15 protein-coding genes are annotated in these 15,950 nt (G+C 73.2%); 7 read left to right on the top strand and 8 right to left on the bottom strand.

The annotated features are described in order from the left end of the window. Nucleotides 1-65 precede the first annotated feature (65 nt). Both AC1DQC_RS08595 and AC1DQC_RS08590 read right to left on the bottom strand, forming a co-directional pair. The gene (locus AC1DQC_RS08595; protein WP_477050810.1) at nucleotides 66-782 is read right to left on the bottom strand and encodes a response regulator; all 717 of its coding nucleotides are present in this window, start codon (nucleotides 780-782) and stop codon (nucleotides 66-68) included. After that, nucleotides 779-2,083 carry a sensor histidine kinase gene (locus AC1DQC_RS08590; protein ID WP_477050809.1) on the bottom strand — a complete coding sequence of 435 codons (1,305 nt, stop codon included), beginning with the start codon at nucleotides 2,081-2,083 and terminating at the stop codon, nucleotides 779-781. Before AC1DQC_RS08590 ends, AC1DQC_RS08595 begins: the two co-directional genes overlap by 4 nt. 153 nt (nucleotides 2,084-2,236) lie before the next feature. On the opposite strand from AC1DQC_RS08590, the gene AC1DQC_RS08585 reads away from it, so the two are divergent. The 3 genes from AC1DQC_RS08585 (at nucleotide 2,237) to manA (ending at nucleotide 5,538) form a co-directional block, all read left to right on the top strand. Next, a complete protein-coding gene (locus AC1DQC_RS08585) occupies nucleotides 2,237-2,935 on the top strand; it encodes a response regulator transcription factor (RefSeq protein ID WP_477050808.1) in 699 nt (232 codons plus the stop codon). Between the two features lie 3 nt (nucleotides 2,936-2,938). Continuing rightward, entirely contained in the window at nucleotides 2,939-4,261 is a 1,323-nt protein-coding gene (locus AC1DQC_RS08580) for an ATP-binding protein (protein ID WP_477050807.1), read from the top strand. A gap of 80 nt (nucleotides 4,262-4,341) precedes the next feature. After that, nucleotides 4,342-5,538 carry a mannose-6-phosphate isomerase, class I gene (manA, locus tag AC1DQC_RS08575; RefSeq protein ID WP_477050806.1) on the top strand — a complete coding sequence of 399 codons (1,197 nt, stop codon included), beginning with the start codon at nucleotides 4,342-4,344 and terminating at the stop codon, nucleotides 5,536-5,538. 10 nt (nucleotides 5,539-5,548) lie between these two features. On the opposite strand, the gene AC1DQC_RS08570 is transcribed toward manA, so the two are convergent. Next, nucleotides 5,549-6,043 carry a GtrA family protein gene (locus AC1DQC_RS08570; RefSeq protein WP_477050805.1) on the bottom strand — a complete coding sequence of 165 codons (495 nt, stop codon included), beginning with the start codon at nucleotides 6,041-6,043 and terminating at the stop codon, nucleotides 5,549-5,551. Nucleotides 6,044-6,170: 127 nt separating this feature from the next. On the opposite strand from AC1DQC_RS08570, the gene AC1DQC_RS08565 reads away from it, so the two are divergent. The 3 genes from AC1DQC_RS08565 to AC1DQC_RS08555 all read left to right on the top strand — a co-directional run bounded on the left by AC1DQC_RS08565 (nucleotide 6,171) and on the right by AC1DQC_RS08555 (nucleotide 9,161). Then, nucleotides 6,171-7,337, top strand: a complete 1,167-nt coding sequence (locus AC1DQC_RS08565; protein ID WP_477050804.1) for a 5-(carboxyamino)imidazole ribonucleotide synthase — start codon at nucleotides 6,171-6,173, stop codon at nucleotides 7,335-7,337. Nucleotides 7,338-7,422: 85 nt separating this feature from the next. Further along, nucleotides 7,423-7,962, top strand: a complete 540-nt coding sequence (gene purE, locus AC1DQC_RS08560) for a 5-(carboxyamino)imidazole ribonucleotide mutase (protein WP_477050803.1) — start codon at nucleotides 7,423-7,425, stop codon at nucleotides 7,960-7,962. A 71-nt stretch (nucleotides 7,963-8,033) separates the two neighbouring features. Next, nucleotides 8,034-9,161, top strand: coding sequence for an acyltransferase family protein (locus tag AC1DQC_RS08555; RefSeq protein WP_477050802.1), 1,128 nt, complete (start codon nucleotides 8,034-8,036; stop codon nucleotides 9,159-9,161). Between the two features lie 4 nt (nucleotides 9,162-9,165). Here the strand turns inward: AC1DQC_RS08555 and AC1DQC_RS08550 are convergent, their stop codons facing one another. The 3 genes from AC1DQC_RS08550 to rfbB form a co-directional block, all read right to left on the bottom strand. Then, nucleotides 9,166-10,095, bottom strand: a complete 930-nt coding sequence (locus AC1DQC_RS08550) for an LCP family protein (RefSeq protein WP_477050801.1) — start codon at nucleotides 10,093-10,095, stop codon at nucleotides 9,166-9,168. Nucleotides 10,096-10,608: 513 nt separating this feature from the next. Further along, complete coding sequence (locus AC1DQC_RS08545; RefSeq protein ID WP_477050800.1) at nucleotides 10,609-11,856, bottom strand: LCP family protein; 1,248 nt, start codon at nucleotides 11,854-11,856, stop codon at nucleotides 10,609-10,611. 115 nt (nucleotides 11,857-11,971) lie between these two features. Further along, on the bottom strand, nucleotides 11,972-12,967 hold the full coding sequence (rfbB, locus tag AC1DQC_RS08540) for a dTDP-glucose 4,6-dehydratase (protein ID WP_477050799.1): 996 nt from the start codon (nucleotides 12,965-12,967) through the stop codon (nucleotides 11,972-11,974). 251 nt (nucleotides 12,968-13,218) lie between these two features. Between rfbB and AC1DQC_RS08535 the strand changes: the two genes are divergently transcribed. After that, entirely contained in the window at nucleotides 13,219-13,659 is a 441-nt protein-coding gene (locus tag AC1DQC_RS08535) for a GtrA family protein (protein WP_477050798.1), read from the top strand. A gap of 13 nt (nucleotides 13,660-13,672) precedes the next feature. On the opposite strand, the gene AC1DQC_RS08530 is transcribed toward AC1DQC_RS08535, so the two are convergent. Both AC1DQC_RS08530 and AC1DQC_RS08525 read right to left on the bottom strand, forming a co-directional pair. Continuing rightward, nucleotides 13,673-14,752 (bottom strand): glycosyltransferase family 2 protein, encoded by a 1,080-nt coding sequence (locus AC1DQC_RS08530; protein WP_477050797.1) that lies wholly within the window; start codon nucleotides 14,750-14,752, stop codon nucleotides 13,673-13,675. Continuing rightward, nucleotides 14,749-15,840, bottom strand: a complete 1,092-nt coding sequence (locus AC1DQC_RS08525; protein WP_477050796.1) for a glycosyltransferase family 4 protein — start codon at nucleotides 15,838-15,840, stop codon at nucleotides 14,749-14,751. Before AC1DQC_RS08525 ends, AC1DQC_RS08530 begins: the two co-directional genes overlap by 4 nt. Nucleotides 15,841-15,950: the final 110 nt, after the last annotated feature.

The following is a 15,950-nucleotide window of genomic DNA, read 5'->3' as shown; positions in this document are numbered from 1 at the left end:
CTACGGAGCCGTCGGCACGCGGCACATCGGACCCCGGGCGGGTCGTCCGTCATCCCGTGGGCCCATCAGGACCCCGGCCTGACCAGCCCTGTCTCGTACGCGACGACCACGGCCTGCACCCGGTCGCGTGCGTGCAGCTTGGCCAGGATGCGGCCGACGTGCGTCTTGACCGTGGCCTCGGCGACGAACAGGTCCGAGCCGATCTCGGTGTTCGAGCGGCCGCGGGCCATGAGCACGAGGACCTCGCGCTCGCGGTCGGTCAGGTCGGCGACGGCGAGCCGCGCGGGGTCGGTCGGTGCGCCCGGCTCGTCGGGCGGCAGCGCCGTCACCAGGTGCTCGAGCAGCCGCTTGGTGCTCGACGGCGCGATCACGGCGTCGCCGCGGTGCACCGTCCGGATGGCGCCGAGCATCTCCTCCGGCGGCGCGTCCTTGAGCAGGAAACCGCTGGCGCCGGCCCGGATGGCCGCCAGGACGTACTCGTCCAGGTCGAACGTGGTCAGCACGATGACGCGGGGTGCCGGCCGGTCGTCGGTGGCGCGCGCGGTGATCTGCGCGGTCGCGGTCAGGCCGTCCATCGTCGGCATCCGGACGTCCATGAGCACGACGTCCACCGGTCCGGTCGCGGTGAGGGCGGCGGGGTCGAGCGCGCGCACGGCCTGGGCGCCGTCGCCCGCCTCCAGCACGACCTCGAGGTCGGCCTGCGAGTCGATGACCATGCGGAAGCCGGCGCGCACCAGCTGCTGGTCGTCGACCAGGGCGACGCGGATGTGGTCGTCGCTCATCGGGTGCCCTCGTCGTGGCTCGTCGGCACAGGTGTGGTCCTCTCGGGTGGGGTGGCGTGGTCGCCCGGCGTGGGCAGCCGGGCACGGACCCGGAAGCCGCCGCCGGGCCGGGGGCCGGCGGTGACCGTGCCCCCGAACATGGTGGCTCGCTCGCGCATCCCGAGCAGCCCCTGCCCCAGGCCGTCGGTCTCGGCCGAGGCGCCGCGGCCGTCGTCGCTCACCTCGACCACGATCGCGTCGGGCAGCCACTGCACGAGCACCGTGACCATGGGGTCGGGGCCGGCGTGCTTGAGCACGTTGGTCAGCGCCTCCTGGGCGATCCGGTAGACCGTGAGGCCGGCGCCCGGCGGCAGGGTCCGCGGCTCGCCCATCCGCACCAGCGATGCCCGCAGGCCGCTGGCCCGCACCTGGTCGACCAGGGCGCCGACGTCCGACTCCGCGGGCTGCGGGGCGAACCCCTGGGCCGTCCCGTGGCCGAGGCCGCCGGGTCCGGGCACCGCGGGGATCGAGCCCGTCGCGGGGTCCGAGCTGCCGCGCAGCACGCCGAGGAGGCGGCGCATGTCGGTGAGCGCCGCGCGCCCCGTCTCCGCGATCGTGCCGAGCGCCCGCGTGGCGGCCGCGGGATCGGCGTCGGCGGCGTACCGGCCACCGTCGGCCTGGGCGATCATCACGGTGAKGGAGTGGGCGACGATGTCGTGCATCTCGCGCGCGATGCGGGCCCGCTCGGCGGCGGTCGCGATCTGGGACTGCTGGTCGCGCTCGACCTCCAGGCGCTGCGCCCGGTCGACCAGCGCCTCGATGGTCTCGCGCCGGGAGCGCCGGACCAGGCCGAACGCCCAGACCGACAGTGAGACGACGCCGGCGAAGATCGCGGTCGACGCCGCGCCCGGGGCGTCGGACCACCCGTTCATCGAGAGGCCGAGCAGCACGGAGCCGACGAGCGCCCCCACGATCGCGACGCGGTGCGCCCAGCGCGGGCCGTGCACGGTGACCGAGTAGAGGGCGACCAGGATGGCGATGTCGGCCGGCATCACGAGCGGTGCGACGACGATGAGCTGGAACAGGGCCGCGAGGTACACGGCGGCGGCCGAGGCCGTCGGTCGGACGCGGCGCCAGGCGAGCGGGGCGACGACGGCCACCGAGACGAGCGTGGCGGCGGCGGTCCGCGTGGCGTCCAGGGTCGAGCCCGTGATGTCGGTCGCCGTCGCGACCATGAGGAGCAGCAGGAACGCGGTGCCGGTGGCGTCGACGGCGAACCGGTGCGCCTCCTCCCATCGCAGCAGCCGTTCCCACCTGGTCACCCCATGAGGGTAGGGGCGGTCGGCGACGGCGGCGTGCGCCCGGGGGACGACCTGAACGCGCCCTGCGTCCGACCCCAGGCGCAGCCGGTTCATGTCGACCTGTAGGCGCGCCCCTCTGGCGGTCAAGACCGTCCCATGACCTAGCATGGGCGAATGACCCAGGTGCTGCTGGCCGAGGACGATCCCGCGATTGCCGAACCTTTGGCCCGCGCCCTCGGGCGTGAAGGTTATGACGTGCGCGTGCAAGGTACGGGTCAAGGTGCGATCGACGGCGCCGCGGCCGCCGACCTGGTCGTGCTCGACCTCGGGCTGCCGGACATGGACGGGCTCGACGTCGCCCGCGCCATCCGCAACCTCGGCCTCACCACGCCGCTGCTGGTGCTCACCGCGCGCGCCGACGAGGTCGACCTCGTCGTCGGTCTCGACGCGGGGGCCGACGACTACGTGACGAAGCCGTTCCGGCTCGCCGAGCTGCTCGCCCGCGTCCGGGCGCTGCTGCGGCGCAGTGTCGGCGACCCGGGCGACGAGGACGAGCTGCACGCGCAGAACGTGCGCGTGGACGTCGCGGCGCACCGGGCGTTCCAGGGCGAGCGAGAGCTCCACCTGACCGCCAAGGAGTTCGACCTGCTCCGTGTCCTGGTCGGCGCGGCGGGCACCGTGGTCGCGCGCGAGACCCTGATGCGCGAGGTCTGGGGCTCCGACCCGACCGGCTCGACCAAGACCCTCGACATGCACGTGTCCTGGCTGCGTCGCAAGCTCGGCGACGACGCCAACGCGCCCCGGTACGTCACCACCGTGCGCGGCATGGGATTCCGGTTCGAGACCGGCGGCGCCGGCGCCGAGCGGGTCTGACCTTTGCGTCGTCGCGTCCTGCAGGCGACGATCGCGGCGGTCACCGTCGCGGTCGTGCTGCTCGGCTTCCCCCTGGCGTTCCTCGGCGCGCAGCTGGTCCGCGAGAACGAGATGCAGGCCCTGCAGTCGCGCGCCACCGACGCGGGGCGCGCGGTCGACTTCCGGGTCGAGCAGGACATCCCGCTGACCGACCGCATGTTCGAGAACGCGGCAGGCGGCCCCGGCGACATCCCGGCGTCCGTCGTCGTCCAGGCACCGGACGGCGAGGTCTACCAGGCCGGCGACCGGATCGACGGTCGCGCCCTGTCCGTGAAGGTCGAGTCCGACACCGGCGCGACGGTGCTGCTGTACGTGTCCTGGTGGGACGTCTTCTGGCTGAGCGCCCGGGTCATCGCCCTCGTGGTGGTCGCCGCCGTCGTGGCCTTCGCCGCCGGGATCGGGATGGCGATCTGGCAGGCGAACCGCCTGACCGCCCCGCTCGTCTACCTCGCCGCGTCGGCGGAGCAGCTGGGTGCCGGACAGGTCCGCCCGCGCCTCGAGCCGTCCGGCGTCGAGGAGATCGACCTGGTGGCCGCCGAGCTCGCGCGCAGCGCCGACCGCATGGCCGGGCGCCTCGCCGCCGAACGGCAGTTCGCCTCCGACGCCTCCCACCAGCTCCGCACGCCGCTCACGGCACTGTCCATGCGGCTCGAGGAGATCATGCTGGCCACCGACGAGCCCGCGGTGAGCGAGGAGGCACGCATCTCGCTCGAGCAGGTCGAGCGCCTGGTGCGCGTGGTCGACGACCTCCTCGCCAGCTCGCGGCGGCTCCAGGGCGGCACCACCGAGGCGGTCCGGCTGCTCGAGGTGGTGCACCAGCAGGAGGAGGAGTGGCAGCCGACCTTCGAGGCGAACGGTCGGCGGCTCGTGGTCGAGGTCGACCGCGCCACGCAGGTGCTCGCCACCCCCGGGGCGCTCGCCCAGGTCATCGCCACGCTCATCGAGAACTCGCTGCGCCACGGCGCCGGCACGACGACCGTGCGGTCGCGCCCCGGCGGCCCGTCCGGCGCCGTCGTCGTCGAGGTCGCCGACGAGGGGGCCGGCGTGCCCGACGACCTGGCCCCGCGGATCTTCGAGCGCGAGGTGACGTCCGGCAAGGGCACCGGGCTCGGGCTCGCGCTCGCCCGCGACCTGGCGTCCGCCGATGGGGGCCGGCTCGAGCTGGCCCAGCGCCGGCCGGCCGTGTTCGCGCTCTTCCTGTCCGGCGTGCCGGCGTCCATGCGCCCGGACGTGGTCCTGCCGCTCGGGGCGGTCGTCTCGGCGCGACCGGACCGCCGCCGCCGCTGAGTGCCCGGCCCTCCGGCACGGGCCCGGCAGAGCGCCCAGTAGCCTAGGACCTCGCCCACCACCCGCAGGAGTGCAGCAGCGTGTACCGGATCACACCCACGACGCAGAGCTACGCCTGGGGTTCGACCACCGCGATCCCCGACGTGCTCGCCAGGCGCCCTGATGGTCGCCCGGTGGCCGAGGCGTGGTTCGGGGCGCACACGAGCGCGCCGGCGATGGTGCACCTGCCCGACGGCGACCGCCCGCTGGACGCGGTGATCGCCCGAGATGCCGCGTACCACCTCGGCTCCGACGTCGCCTCGAGGTTCGGCGGGCAGCTCCCTTACCTGCTCAAGATCATCGCCGCGGACGCGCCGCTCTCCCTGCAGGTGCACCCGTCGCTCGCCCGCGCCCGCGCCGGCTTCGCCCGCGAGGAGGCGGCCGGGATCGCGATCGACGCGCCCCACCGCAGCTACCGCGACGCCAACCACAAGCCCGAGCTGGTGTACGCGCTGACGCGGCTGGACGCGATGGTCGGCTTCCGCGCCCCTCGCCGGGCGGCGGAGCTGCTGGCGGACCTCGACGCGCCCCTGGCCGCCGACCTGCACGCGCTGCTCGAGGACGACCCCACGTCGGACGGGGTCCGGAAGGCGTTCGAGTGGCTCCTGCGTCCGCAGACCCGGCCGAGCCCTGCGGACGTCGCCAAGTTCGCGGAGGCGTGCACGCGTCGCCTCGCCGACGGGTCGCCCTCGCCGCGGACCGACCGCACCGTCATGCGCCTCGCCGCGGCCTACCCCGGCGACCCGGGCGCGGTGACCTCGGTGCTGCTGAACCCGGTGACGCTCCGGCCCGGCGAGGCCCTCTTCATCCCGGCCGGCGCGGTCCACGCGTACCTGCGCGGGGTCGGCGTCGAGATCATGGCCAACTCGGACAACGTGCTGCGCGCGGGCCTCACCAGCAAGCACGTGGACATCGACGAGCTGCTGAGCAACGTGGACTGCGTCGCCGCGCCGCCGATCCGGATCGCCCCCGAGCGCGCTTTCACGGCGACCCGGATCTACTACGCCCCGGTCGACGACTTCGAGCTGTCGGTCTCGCGCCTCTCGGACGACGGCCCCACGCAGATCCCCGGCCGGGGCCCGCGCGTCCTGGTCTGTCTCGAGGGCGAGATCGAGGTGGCGACGCAACGCGACGGTGCGTTCCTGCTCACCCGGGGTCAGTCGGTCTTCGTGCCCGCCTCCGACGGCTCGCTCACGGCGACGGGCGACGGCGTCCTCGTCCAGGCAGACGTGCCCTGACGTTCCCGGGTCAGACCGAGCCGGTGAAGACCCACTTCTTGTAGCCGACGTAGCGCAGCGCGGTGCCGATCGCGATCCCGACCACCGTGGCGACGTTGTCCGCGAACGCGTTGGTCAGGCCGAGCGCGTAGTGGGAGAGCGCGAGGGTGAGCACCGGCACCACCGCGCACACGAGGTTGATGCCGGCGAACACGACCAGCTCACGCGTGCGCTGCTCGGTGCGCCGCTGCGAGAACGTCCAGTGCCGGTTGCCCAACCAGCTCACGAGGGTCGCCGCCGCCACCGAGATGACCTTGGCGGTGAGCGGCTTGTGCTCGAGCAGGTGCCCCGGACCGAAGCGCAGCAGGTTGAACAGGCCCAGGTCGACGACGAACGCGAGCCCACCGACGGACAGGAAGCGGGCCAGCTCGTAGGCGCGCGCGCGGAGAGCCGCCGCACGCGCGGCAGAGGCCACCGGTGCCGCGACGACCGCCGGGCCGGCGGTCAGCTCGTCGCTCGCGCTCACAGGGCTCCTCGGGGTCGGTGCGGACCGGGCGTTTCGCGAGGATAGCCCGCGATCCTGGACGTCACCTGTCAGGAGTCGGGCGAAGCGTTTCGGCGCACCCACCGACGCTCGACTAGTGTCGTCGCCCGTGACGGCACCCGTGGTGGCAGTGGTGGGCGGCGGCCAGCTGGCCCGCATGATGGCGCCGGCGGCGACCGCGCTCGGGCTGCACCTGCGGGTCCTGGTCGAGAGCCCGACGTCCTCGGCCGCCCAGGTGGTGGTCGACGCCCCGGTCGGGGCTGCGTCCGACGAGGAAGCGATCGCGCGCCTCGCCGACGGTGCCGATGCCCTGACGTTCGAGCACGAGCACGTGCCGAACGCGTTGCTCGACCGCCTGGAGGCCTCCGGCGTCGCGGTACACCCGGACGCCGCCGCGCTCGTGCACGCGCAGGACAAGATCGTGATGCGGACGCGGCTGACGGAGCTCGACGTGCCCGTCCCGGCGTGGGCGTCGCTGGCGTCGCCCGCGGACCTCGACGCCTTCCTCGCCGCGAACGGCGCGGTCGCCGTGGTCAAGACGTCGCGCGGCGGGTACGACGGCAAGGGCGTCCGCGTGGTGCGGGACAGCGCCGACGTCGCCGACTGGTTCGCGGCCGCCGAGGACGGCTCGGGCGCACCGCTGCTGGCCGAGGCGAAGGTGCCCTTCACCCGAGAGCTCGCCGTGCTGGTGGCCCGCCGACCCTCCGGCGAGCTGCGGACGTGGCCCGTGGTCGAGTCGGTGCAGCGCGACGGGGTCTGCTCCGAGGTGGTCGCGCCGGCTCCCGACCTGGACCCGGCCACCCAGGCCGAGGCGCTCGACGTCGCCACCCGGATCGCCGAGGGCCTGGCCGTCACGGGCGTGCTGGCCGTGGAGCTGTTCGAGGTGCCCGGCACGGCCGGCGGCCCCCCGCGCGTCCTGGTCAACGAGCTCGCGATGCGCCCGCACAACTCCGGCCACTGGACCATCGACGGCGCCGTCACCAGCCAGTTCGAGCAGCACCTCCGTGCCGTTCTCGACCTCCCACTAGGCGACACCGCGGCACGCTCGCCGTGGACCGTCATGGCGAACGTCCTGGGCAGCGCGCTGCCCGACCCGACCGAAGCCCTCGCCGAGGTGGCGGCCGCCGACCCCGGCGCGAAGGTGCACCTGTACGGCAAGGAGGTGCGCGCCGGTCGCAAGCTCGGGCACGTGAACGTCAGCGGTGACGATCTCGACGACGTCCGTCGGCGGGCCGTCGAGGCGGCGGCGCTCCTGCGCGGCGAGGCGTCCGCCTGACGCGAACAGCGCGCCGATCGCCCCGCCCGCTGGGACATGATGGGCGCGGCGCCACCGGGGCGCGGACGGCTGGACGGAGACCACGATGGCAGCGCAGGCCCAGGTAGGGATCGTCATGGGCTCCGACTCGGACTGGCCCGTGATGAAGGCCGCGGCGGAGGCGCTCGCCGAGTTCGACGTGCCCGTCGAGATCGACGTCGTCTCCGCGCACCGGCAGCCCGAGAAGATGATCGCGTACGGCCGGACGGCCGCGGACCGGGGCCTCAAGGTGCTCATCGCCGGCGCCGGGGGAGCGGCGCACCTGCCGGGCATGCTCGCGGCGGTCACCACGCTCCCCGTGGTCGGTGTACCCGTCCCGCTGGCCTACCTGGACGGCATGGACTCCTTGTTGTCGATCGTGCAGATGCCCGCGGGTGTCCCGGTGGCCACCGTCTCGATCGGCGGCGCGCGCAACGCCGGGCTGCTGGCCGTGCGGATCCTCGCGTCCGGCGAGGGCGAGCAGGCCACGCGCCTGCGGGCGGCGATGGCAGCCTTCCAGGACGACCTGCAGGGCCAGGCGGACGGCAAGGGCGAGCGGCTGCGGGCACAGACGACCGCGCGACCGACCGTGGGTTTCAGCGTCTGACCGTGTGAAGGGTCCGTGGGGGACGCCCTCTCGGGGTGCGAGGGTCTGGACGGCTGTCTAGCGTCGAGCGGATGACAGCCGCTCCTCGACCACGCCTCGCGGCGCTCGACGCCCTGCGGTTCCTCGCGGCCGCCGCGGTGGTGCTCTACCACTTCACGGGTCGGACCAGCAGCGCCTGGGGGCCTGAGCAGACGGAGCGGCTCGGCGGCGTCGGACGGTGGACCGCCTACGGGTCGCTCGGCCCGGAGCTGTTCTTCGTCATCAGCGGCTTCGTCATCCTCATGACGGCGTGGGGCCGGCCGACCGCCCAGGTCGTCGCGTCGCGCGTGGCCCGCCTCTACCCGGCGTACTGGGTCGCCGTGCTGTCCACCGGTCTGCTCCTGCTGGTCCTGTGGCCGCAGGGCAAGGCGATCACGCCGCACGAGGTCATGGTGAATCTCACGATGCTCCAGCCTGCGCTCGGGGTCGACCACATCGACGGCGTCTACTGGACCCTCTGGACCGAGCTGCGCTTCTACGTGCTGCTCGGGGTGTTCTCGCTCGTGGGCATCACGCGGCGCCGGGTGCTCGGCGTCGCGCTCGTCTGGCCCTGGGTCGCGCTCCTCTCCGAACGGGCGGGAGCCGACCAGGTCGCGGCCCTGCTGATCTCGGACTACGCCCCGCTGTTCGCGGCTGGTATGGCGTTGTTCGTGCTCCTGCGCGACCGGTCGAGCGGGAGCCGGACGGTCCTCCCGTGGGTCGTCGTCGCGACGAGCACGGCCCTCGCCGTGACCCTCGTCGTGCCCTCCCGGGCGGCCGTGCTCGAGCGGACCACCGGCTACGCCCCGTCCGCGACCCTGCTGGGCCTCGCGGTCGTCGGCTGCGTCGCCGCCGTCGCGGTGGCCGTCCTGACCAGCGTCGCGCGCTGGGAGCACCGCGGCCTGGTCGCGCTCGGCGCCCTCACCTACCCGCTGTACCTCGTGCACCAGTACTGGGGGCTCGCCGTGATCCGCGCGCTGGCGGACCACGTGCCGCCGGCCGTCGCCCTGACCGCCGCGCTCGTCACCGTGACGGCACTCGCGTGGGTGGTGCAGCGGTACGTCGAGGCGCCGTGCGGGCCGCGCCTGCGGCGGGCGACCCTGGCGGCGCTGGAGCTGCCCCGAGCCGCCGTGCTGGACCGCGTCATGCGCGGACCGCGGCTGGTCGCCGCGATGTCGTGACGCCTCAGGCGCCGGGCATCCCACCCACGGCGCCGGCGGGCAGGGAACCGTCCCGGATGGCGGCGAAGAACGCGGGAGCGGCGTCGGGATCGAGCCGCACCGTCGAGCCCACGCCGCCGGGCCGGTAGTTCACGTCGGAGATCGGCGGGGTGCCCGTGATGCCGTCCTTGCCGTTGGCCGCCTTGAACGCGAGCGCCAGCTTGGCCATGTCGACGATCCCCGTGTCGTCGTCGACCGTGAGCGCCGCCGTGCCCGCGTCGATCAGGGCCACCTGCTGGCCCGGGTGCAGCAGCAGCGACGTGGGCTTCACCTTCGCCATGACGGCGCCGATGAGCTGGCGCTGTCGTTCGGCGCGGCCGACGTCACCCGTCGGGTCCGACTTGCGCATGCGTGAGAAGGCGAGCGCCGCGTTCCCGTCGACGTCGTGGCAGCCGGCGGCCCAGACCATGCCCGAGTCGACGTCGTTCACGTCCGCGTCGTAGCAGAGGTTCACGCCACCGACGGCGTCGACGATCTGCTCCACGCCGCCCATGCCGATCTCCGCGTAGTGATCGATCGTCAGGCCGGTGAGCCCCTCCACGGTCTGCACCAGCAGCGGAGCGCCGCCCCACGAGAAGGCCGCGTTGAGCTTCGACGGGTCGTGGCCCGGGATCTCCACGAACGTGTCCCGCGGGAGGGAGATCAGCGCGGTGGGGCCGTGCTCGGGCACGTGCAGCAGCAGGATCGTGTCCGTGCGCGCACCCTCCGTGCCGTCCTCGCCCACCGAGCCGTCGGCACGCGAGTCGGAACCGGTGAGCAGGTACGTGGTGCCGGGCGTGTTCGCGGCGCCGCTCAGCGCAGCTGTGTGCTGGATCTTGCCGTTCGCCCACACCGCCAGGCCGATGGGCCACGCGAGCAGCGCGGCGAGCACGAGCACGGCGACGACCGCGATCATCGGCCCGCGGTGGCGGCGATCGGTCGATGCCCCGTCGGAGGCGGTCGGCCGGTCCCGGGGTTGCTGCGGCGGCACTGCGGCCCCGCGTGCCCCGGTGGGACGCGACGAAGGAACGGACGACGCCCGGGCGGCGGCGGGTCGCGACGACGCGCTCCGTGGGAGCGAGGCGGGTGCGGACGCGGGCCGGGCCGCCGGGGGAGTCTGGTCGCGACCGGACACCTCAATGGCTGCGGGCCGCTGGGGCCGGGTGGACGGCGCCGTCGGTGAGATCGACGCAGGCCTGTCAGTCCCGCGCTGCGCGGGTGCTGCGGTGGTCGGCCGCGCCTGAGGCAGCGGAGGACGGGTCGGCTCAGCGGCCGCCGGACGCGGCGTGCGGCTCGGGGCCGAGGGCCGGGCGGGCCGCCCGACCACGATCGGCGCGGCGTCGGGGTCGGGACCCGAAGGTCGTCGCGGGGCACCGGGCGCGAAGCTGGGCGGCGGCGTGCGCGTGGTGCGCTCGTCGGAGCTCATCCGTCAGCAGACGTCGGTCGTGTCGTCGACCGTGAACGCCTCGTGGCCGGCCTTCTTGGTCTCGGCCGGCGTCGGGGTGTCGGCCGGAACCGGTGCCTCGGTGGCGTTGGGCGTCGTCGGCTCGGCCGGCGTCGTCGCAGCCGCGGTAGGGGCGGGGGTGGCCTCGCCGAGCGCGGGCACGTCGTTCGCCATGTTCGACCACACCGTGTCGGCGGCGGCGGTCCACTCGACCCGGTTGGGGTCCGACTTCGCGGGCGCGAACGGGATCGTCATGAACGTGATGTTGCCACTGTTGATGTTGCGAAGGTTGTAGGCGAGGCCGGTCATGTTGCTGATCGACATCGTGCTGTCGGTCGTCAGCGAGCTCGTCGCCGCGCTCAGGAACGAGATGAGCTTCTGCGGGTTGGTGATCACGTCGCGGGAGAGGACCTCGCGGACCATCGCCGCGATGAGCTTCTGCTGGTTGCCGATGCGGTTGGTGTCCGAGCCGTCGCCGACGCCCTGGCCCTTGCGCGCCCGGGCGTAGGCCAGCGCGGTGGGACCGTCGAGGGTCTGGTAGCCCGCCGTCAGGTAGAGCCCGGCGTCCTTCGACGTCATGTCGTTCGGGATGCACATCGGCACGCCGCCGATGGCGTTGACCATCTGCTGGAAGCCCGCGAAGTCCACGACGATGAAGTGGTTGATCGGGATGCCGGTGTTCTGCTGCACCGTGTTGATCGTGCATGCCGCGGCCGACTCCATGTCGCCGCCGTTGTCCCACCCGGTGGCGAACGCCGAGTTGAACATGCCGCGCGTGGCGCGGGTGGTCTTCCCGTTCGTCATGGTGCAGGACGGGATGTCGACCAGCGAGTCGCGGGGGATCGAGACGAGCTCCACACGGGACCGGTCGGCCGAGATGTGCAGCACCATCGTCGTGTCCGACCGCATGCCCTCGACCTTGCCGCCGATCTCGCCGTTCTCGCCGTCGCGCTGGTCGGAGCCGAGGATCAGGATGTTGACGGCCTGCCCGGCGTTCGGGTCGTCCGGGTCCGGCGCCTTCGACTGCGACGGGATCGGCTGCACGAGGGCGGAGACGTCGACCTTGTCCATGTTGCCGTTGAGCTTGGCGGCGACCGCGGCGACCCCGCTGGCCCCGAACACCACGACCGCTGCCAGCGTGAGCGCGATCCCACGAAGCACCCGGTGGGTGTGCAGGGACCGGGCGTGCCGGGCGGCACGGGGGCGTGGGACAGCAGCGTGGCGGTTGGTCACGTCGACGATGGTAGGAGAGCAATCCTCCTGTGGGGCGGAGCGCGCGCAGCGACGCGGTGGAGGATCTGTGCAGATCAGCGACCGATCGCTGCGACGCTACCGGCTGAGCCGACGACTACCGCCCGAGCTGCGCGTACTTCGCCTCGGTGGCGTCCTTCTGCGGCCGCCACCACGCCTCGTTGGCCTGGTACCAGCCCACGGTGGCCTCGAGCCCGGCCCGGAAGTTCTCGTACTTCGGGGACCACCCCAGCTCCTCGCGGAGCTTGGTGGAGTCGATCGCGTAGCGCAGGTCGTGACCCGGGCGGTCGCTGACGAGGTCGTACGCGTCGGGGGACTGGCCCATGATCTCGAGGATGTCCTCGACGACCGTCTTGTTGTTCTCCTCGCCGTCCGCCCCGATGAGGTACGTCTCGCCGAGGCGACCGCGCTCGATGATGGCCCAGACCGCGCTGTTGTGATCCTCGACGTGGATCCAGTCGCGCACGTTCTCGCCCGAGCCGTAGAGCTTGGGGCGCACGCCGTCGATGACGTTGGTGATCTGACGCGGGATGAACTTCTCCACGTGCTGGTACGGACCGTAGTTGTTCGAGCAGTTGGAGATGGTGGCGCGGACGCCGAAGCTCCGGGCCCACGCGCGGACCAGCAGGTCCGAGGCGGCCTTCGTCGACGAGTACGGGCTCGAAGGGTTGTACGGGGTGTCCGGCGTGAACTTGGCCGGGTCGTCCAGCTCGAGGTCGCCGTAGACCTCGTCCGTCGAGATGTGGTGGTAGCGCACGTCGTGCCGGCGGACCGCCTCGAGGAGCTGGTACGTACCGATCACGTTGGTGCGGAGGAACGGCCACGGGTCGTGCAGCGAGTTGTCGTTGTGCGACTCGGCGGCGAAGTGCACCACCAGGTCGACGTCCTTGACCAGGCTGTCGACGATGTCCGGGTCCGCGATGTCACCCTTCGCGAAGACGACCTTGCCGTCCACCGGGTCCAGGCTGCGCTCGTCGCCCGCGTACGTCAGCGCGTCGAGCACCGTCACGCGCACGTCGGGGCGCTCGCGGACCGTCTGGTGGACGAAGTTGGAGCCGATGAAGCCGGCGCCGCCGGTGACGAGCAGGTGCATGCGAGGCGTTCTCCTTGGTCAGGTTCCGACCCACGAGCGTAGCGCCCCCGCCGCGTGTCCTGCGGTCGGTCGCCGTCCGTTCGGCGCCTTGGTGCGCGGGCTCACAGCGCGCGGAGACGCGCGGAAGCCCGGTCAGGCGCTAATCTCGTCCCGTCGCGCGTCCAGGCGCGCCTGAGCGCCAGGGAGATCCATTGCGAGGTCGCACGCGAGCCGAGTGGCGCGCGACGGCTGCCCACGTCCTGAGGGACGCCGTGAAGTTCGGGGCGGTCGGCGTCGTGGGTTTCGTCGTCGACGTCGGCCTGTTCAACCTCCTCGCGTACGGCACCGAGCTGCACGACTCCCCGCTCGTCGCGAAGGTCATCTCCGTCGCGGTCGCGACCGCAGTGACCTGGCTCGGCAACCGCTACTTCGTCTTCCGCCACCGCCGCGGACGGGCGGCCGGCCGCGAGGCGGCGCTGTTCGTCCTGTTCTCGCTGACCGGCATGCTGATCTCGGTGGGCACGCTGTGGTTCTCCCACTACGTGCTCGGTCTGACCTCTCCGCTGGCGGACAACATCTCCGCGAACGTCCTGGGCCTGGGTCTGGCCAGCACGTTCCGGTTCGTCACGTACCGGACGATCGTCTTCCGCCACGTCGCGGTGCCCGCGCCCACGCCGGTGGCGAGCTTCGACGCCTCGGTCGCGACGCACTGACGGAGGACCGACCTCAGGCTCGGTAGGAACCCGTCGGGCCGTCCCGCCTCGTCAGGAGCTCCTGCACGTCGCGCCGAGAGACCGTCGCGCCGCGACCGATGCGCCGCCTCTCGCGCAGCAGGTGGGGCACCATGCCCAGGTAGGAGACGAAGGCTCGGACCCGGGTCCGCACGACCGGCCACGGCTGGCGCCGGCGCAGTCCGACCGACGCGGTCGTGACCACGAAGCGCAGGACGCACCGCACCGCCATCCCGGCCGACGCGACCTTGGTCAGCATGGCCAGCCGGTTGCGCTGGTCGTGGAACCGGAAGAAGTCGCTGCCCTCCCGGGACGAGGCGGCGTGCAGGTGCGAGACCACAGCTCCCGCGCAGTGCTCGATGCGGTAGCCCGCCAGGCGCAGCCGCCACGACAGGTCCGTGTCCTCGTAGTACATGAAGAACCGCTCGTCGAACGTGCCGGTGCGCTCGAGCGCCGACGACCGCAGGATCGCTGCGGCTCCGCTGATGCCGAAGACGTCGCGCGACGGGGAATGACGTCGCGCGTCGGCCAACCACCCCCGGTCGACGCCGAACCCGTCGGGCCCGACCTCGTTCCCCGTGGAGTTCACCAGACGCACCGCGCCCGCCGGGTCGGCGACCCATCGGCCGTCGGGACCCTCCACGACGTCCCGGTCGTCGGGCCCCGCCGCGCGGAACCAGGGCTCCAGCAGCACGGTCGCCGCCATCGCCGCCACGTCCGGATCGGCCGCGTCCATGCTCTCGACCAGCTCGCGGACGAAGTGGCGGTCGGCTGTCGCGTCGTTGTTCAGCAGGATCACGTACCGCGAGCGGACGGTGGCCAGCGCGACGTCGTTGCCCCCGGCGAATCCCAGGTTGCGTTCGTTGCGGAGGAGCCGGACGTCGGGATGATCCTTGGCGATGAGCTCGGCGGTCCCGTCGGTCGAGGCGTTGTCGACCACCACCACCTCCATCCGCACGTCGCCGAGCTGCTGGTCGGCCAGGGAACGGAGGCAGCTGGAGACCAGGTCCGCGCCCTGGTAGGTGACGGTGACGACCGTGACGTCGGGCGGGTCCGACGGGGTGTGCTCGTTCACGACCCGGTCACCGCCGCGTAGGCGTCGCAGGTCGCACGCGCGCAGTCGAGCCACGTGAACCGCCCCGCCCGCTCCCGGCGGGCGGCCGTGTCGTGAGGGAGCCGCTCCGCACGACGCATCGCGGCGGCAAGGGCGGGGACGTCGTACGGGTCGGCGTACTCGGCCTGCGGGCCGGCGACCTCGCGCAGCACGGGGATGTCCGCCGCGACCACGGGCCGTCCGGCCGCGAGCGCCTCGAGTGCGGGCAACCCGAAGCCCTCGTCGATCGAGGGCAGGACGAGCGCCACCGCTCCGGCCACGAGCGACTGGAGCGTGGTGTCGGGCAGCCACCCGGTCAGGGTGACACCGGGGACGGCCGCGAGGCTCTCCTCGCGACCCGCCGGCCCCGCGAGCACCAACCCAGGGGCATCGGGGTCGTCGTCGCGCAGTGCGGCGTGGGCCGCGAGCAGTCGGGGCAGGTTCTTGCGCGGGTCCAGCGACCCGACGAAGACGACGTAGCGGTCGGGGACACCGAGCCTCGAGCGGTCGGCGACCCCGAGTGGTTGCGCCGCGAACCATGAGGGGTCGACGCCGAGCGGCGTCACGGTCAGTCGTTCCGCCCGCAGGCCGTAGCGATCAGCCACCGCGTCCGCCACGGCACGGGTGGGCGTGACGACGTGCGCGCCGCGTGCGAGCGCCCGGGGGACCAGCTCGCGGTAGGCGAGGGACGCCTCGCTCACGGTGTCGGCGTGCAGGTCGTACGTCAGGTCGTGGATGGTCACCACCTCACGGGCACGACGGGTGGGCGGTGACACGAAGTTGGTGCCATGGAAGACGTCCGTACGCCCGACCAACCACTCGATGGGCGGCACGTCGCGGTGAGTCCAGCTCGTGCGGAGCAGGCGCGCGGGGACCCGCGGCCCGACCTGGCGCACCCGCGGCACGGGTTCGACCCGGTGGTGCCGCGCCGACCAGGTGGTGAGCTGCGCGGTCGAACCGGGCAGACGCTCGTCGAGGGCCGCGGGCAGGGCGCGGAGGAGCTCGCGGACGTAGCGCCCGATCCCCGTCGGGGTCCCGAGCAGGGGTGTGCCGTCCACCGTGATCCTCACGGCGGCGATCGTCTCACGGCTCGTCGACCGTGCTCCGTCGGGTTCCGGTGAGCCACCGCGGGTGACGAGGCCCACCTCTCGCGGGTGAGGGTTGCTGAGTGGCGATGTGT

Source organism: Cellulomonas sp. P4_H12, assembly GCF_056400905.1.
Note: the sequence above shows the minus strand (reverse complement) of the source record. Positions and strands in the feature narration are given on the sequence as shown.

What these genes read in the sequence shown, in the direction of transcription:
- AC1DQC_RS08595 (WP_477050810.1), bottom strand. Translation starts at nt 782, where the DNA reads ATGAGCGACGACCACATCCGCGTCGCCCTGGTCGACGACCAGCAGCTG.
- AC1DQC_RS08585 (WP_477050808.1), top strand. Translation starts at nt 2,237, where the DNA reads ATGACCCAGGTGCTGCTGGCCGAGGACGATCCCGCGATTGCCGAACCT.
- purE (WP_477050803.1), top strand. Translation starts at nt 7,423, where the DNA reads ATGGCAGCGCAGGCCCAGGTAGGGATCGTCATGGGCTCCGACTCGGAC.
- AC1DQC_RS08555 (WP_477050802.1), top strand. Translation starts at nt 8,034, where the DNA reads ATGACAGCCGCTCCTCGACCACGCCTCGCGGCGCTCGACGCCCTGCGG.
- AC1DQC_RS08550 (WP_477050801.1), bottom strand. Translation starts at nt 10,095, where the DNA reads ATGATCGCGGTCGTCGCCGTGCTCGTGCTCGCCGCGCTGCTCGCGTGG.
- rfbB (WP_477050799.1), bottom strand. Translation starts at nt 12,967, where the DNA reads ATGCACCTGCTCGTCACCGGCGGCGCCGGCTTCATCGGCTCCAACTTC.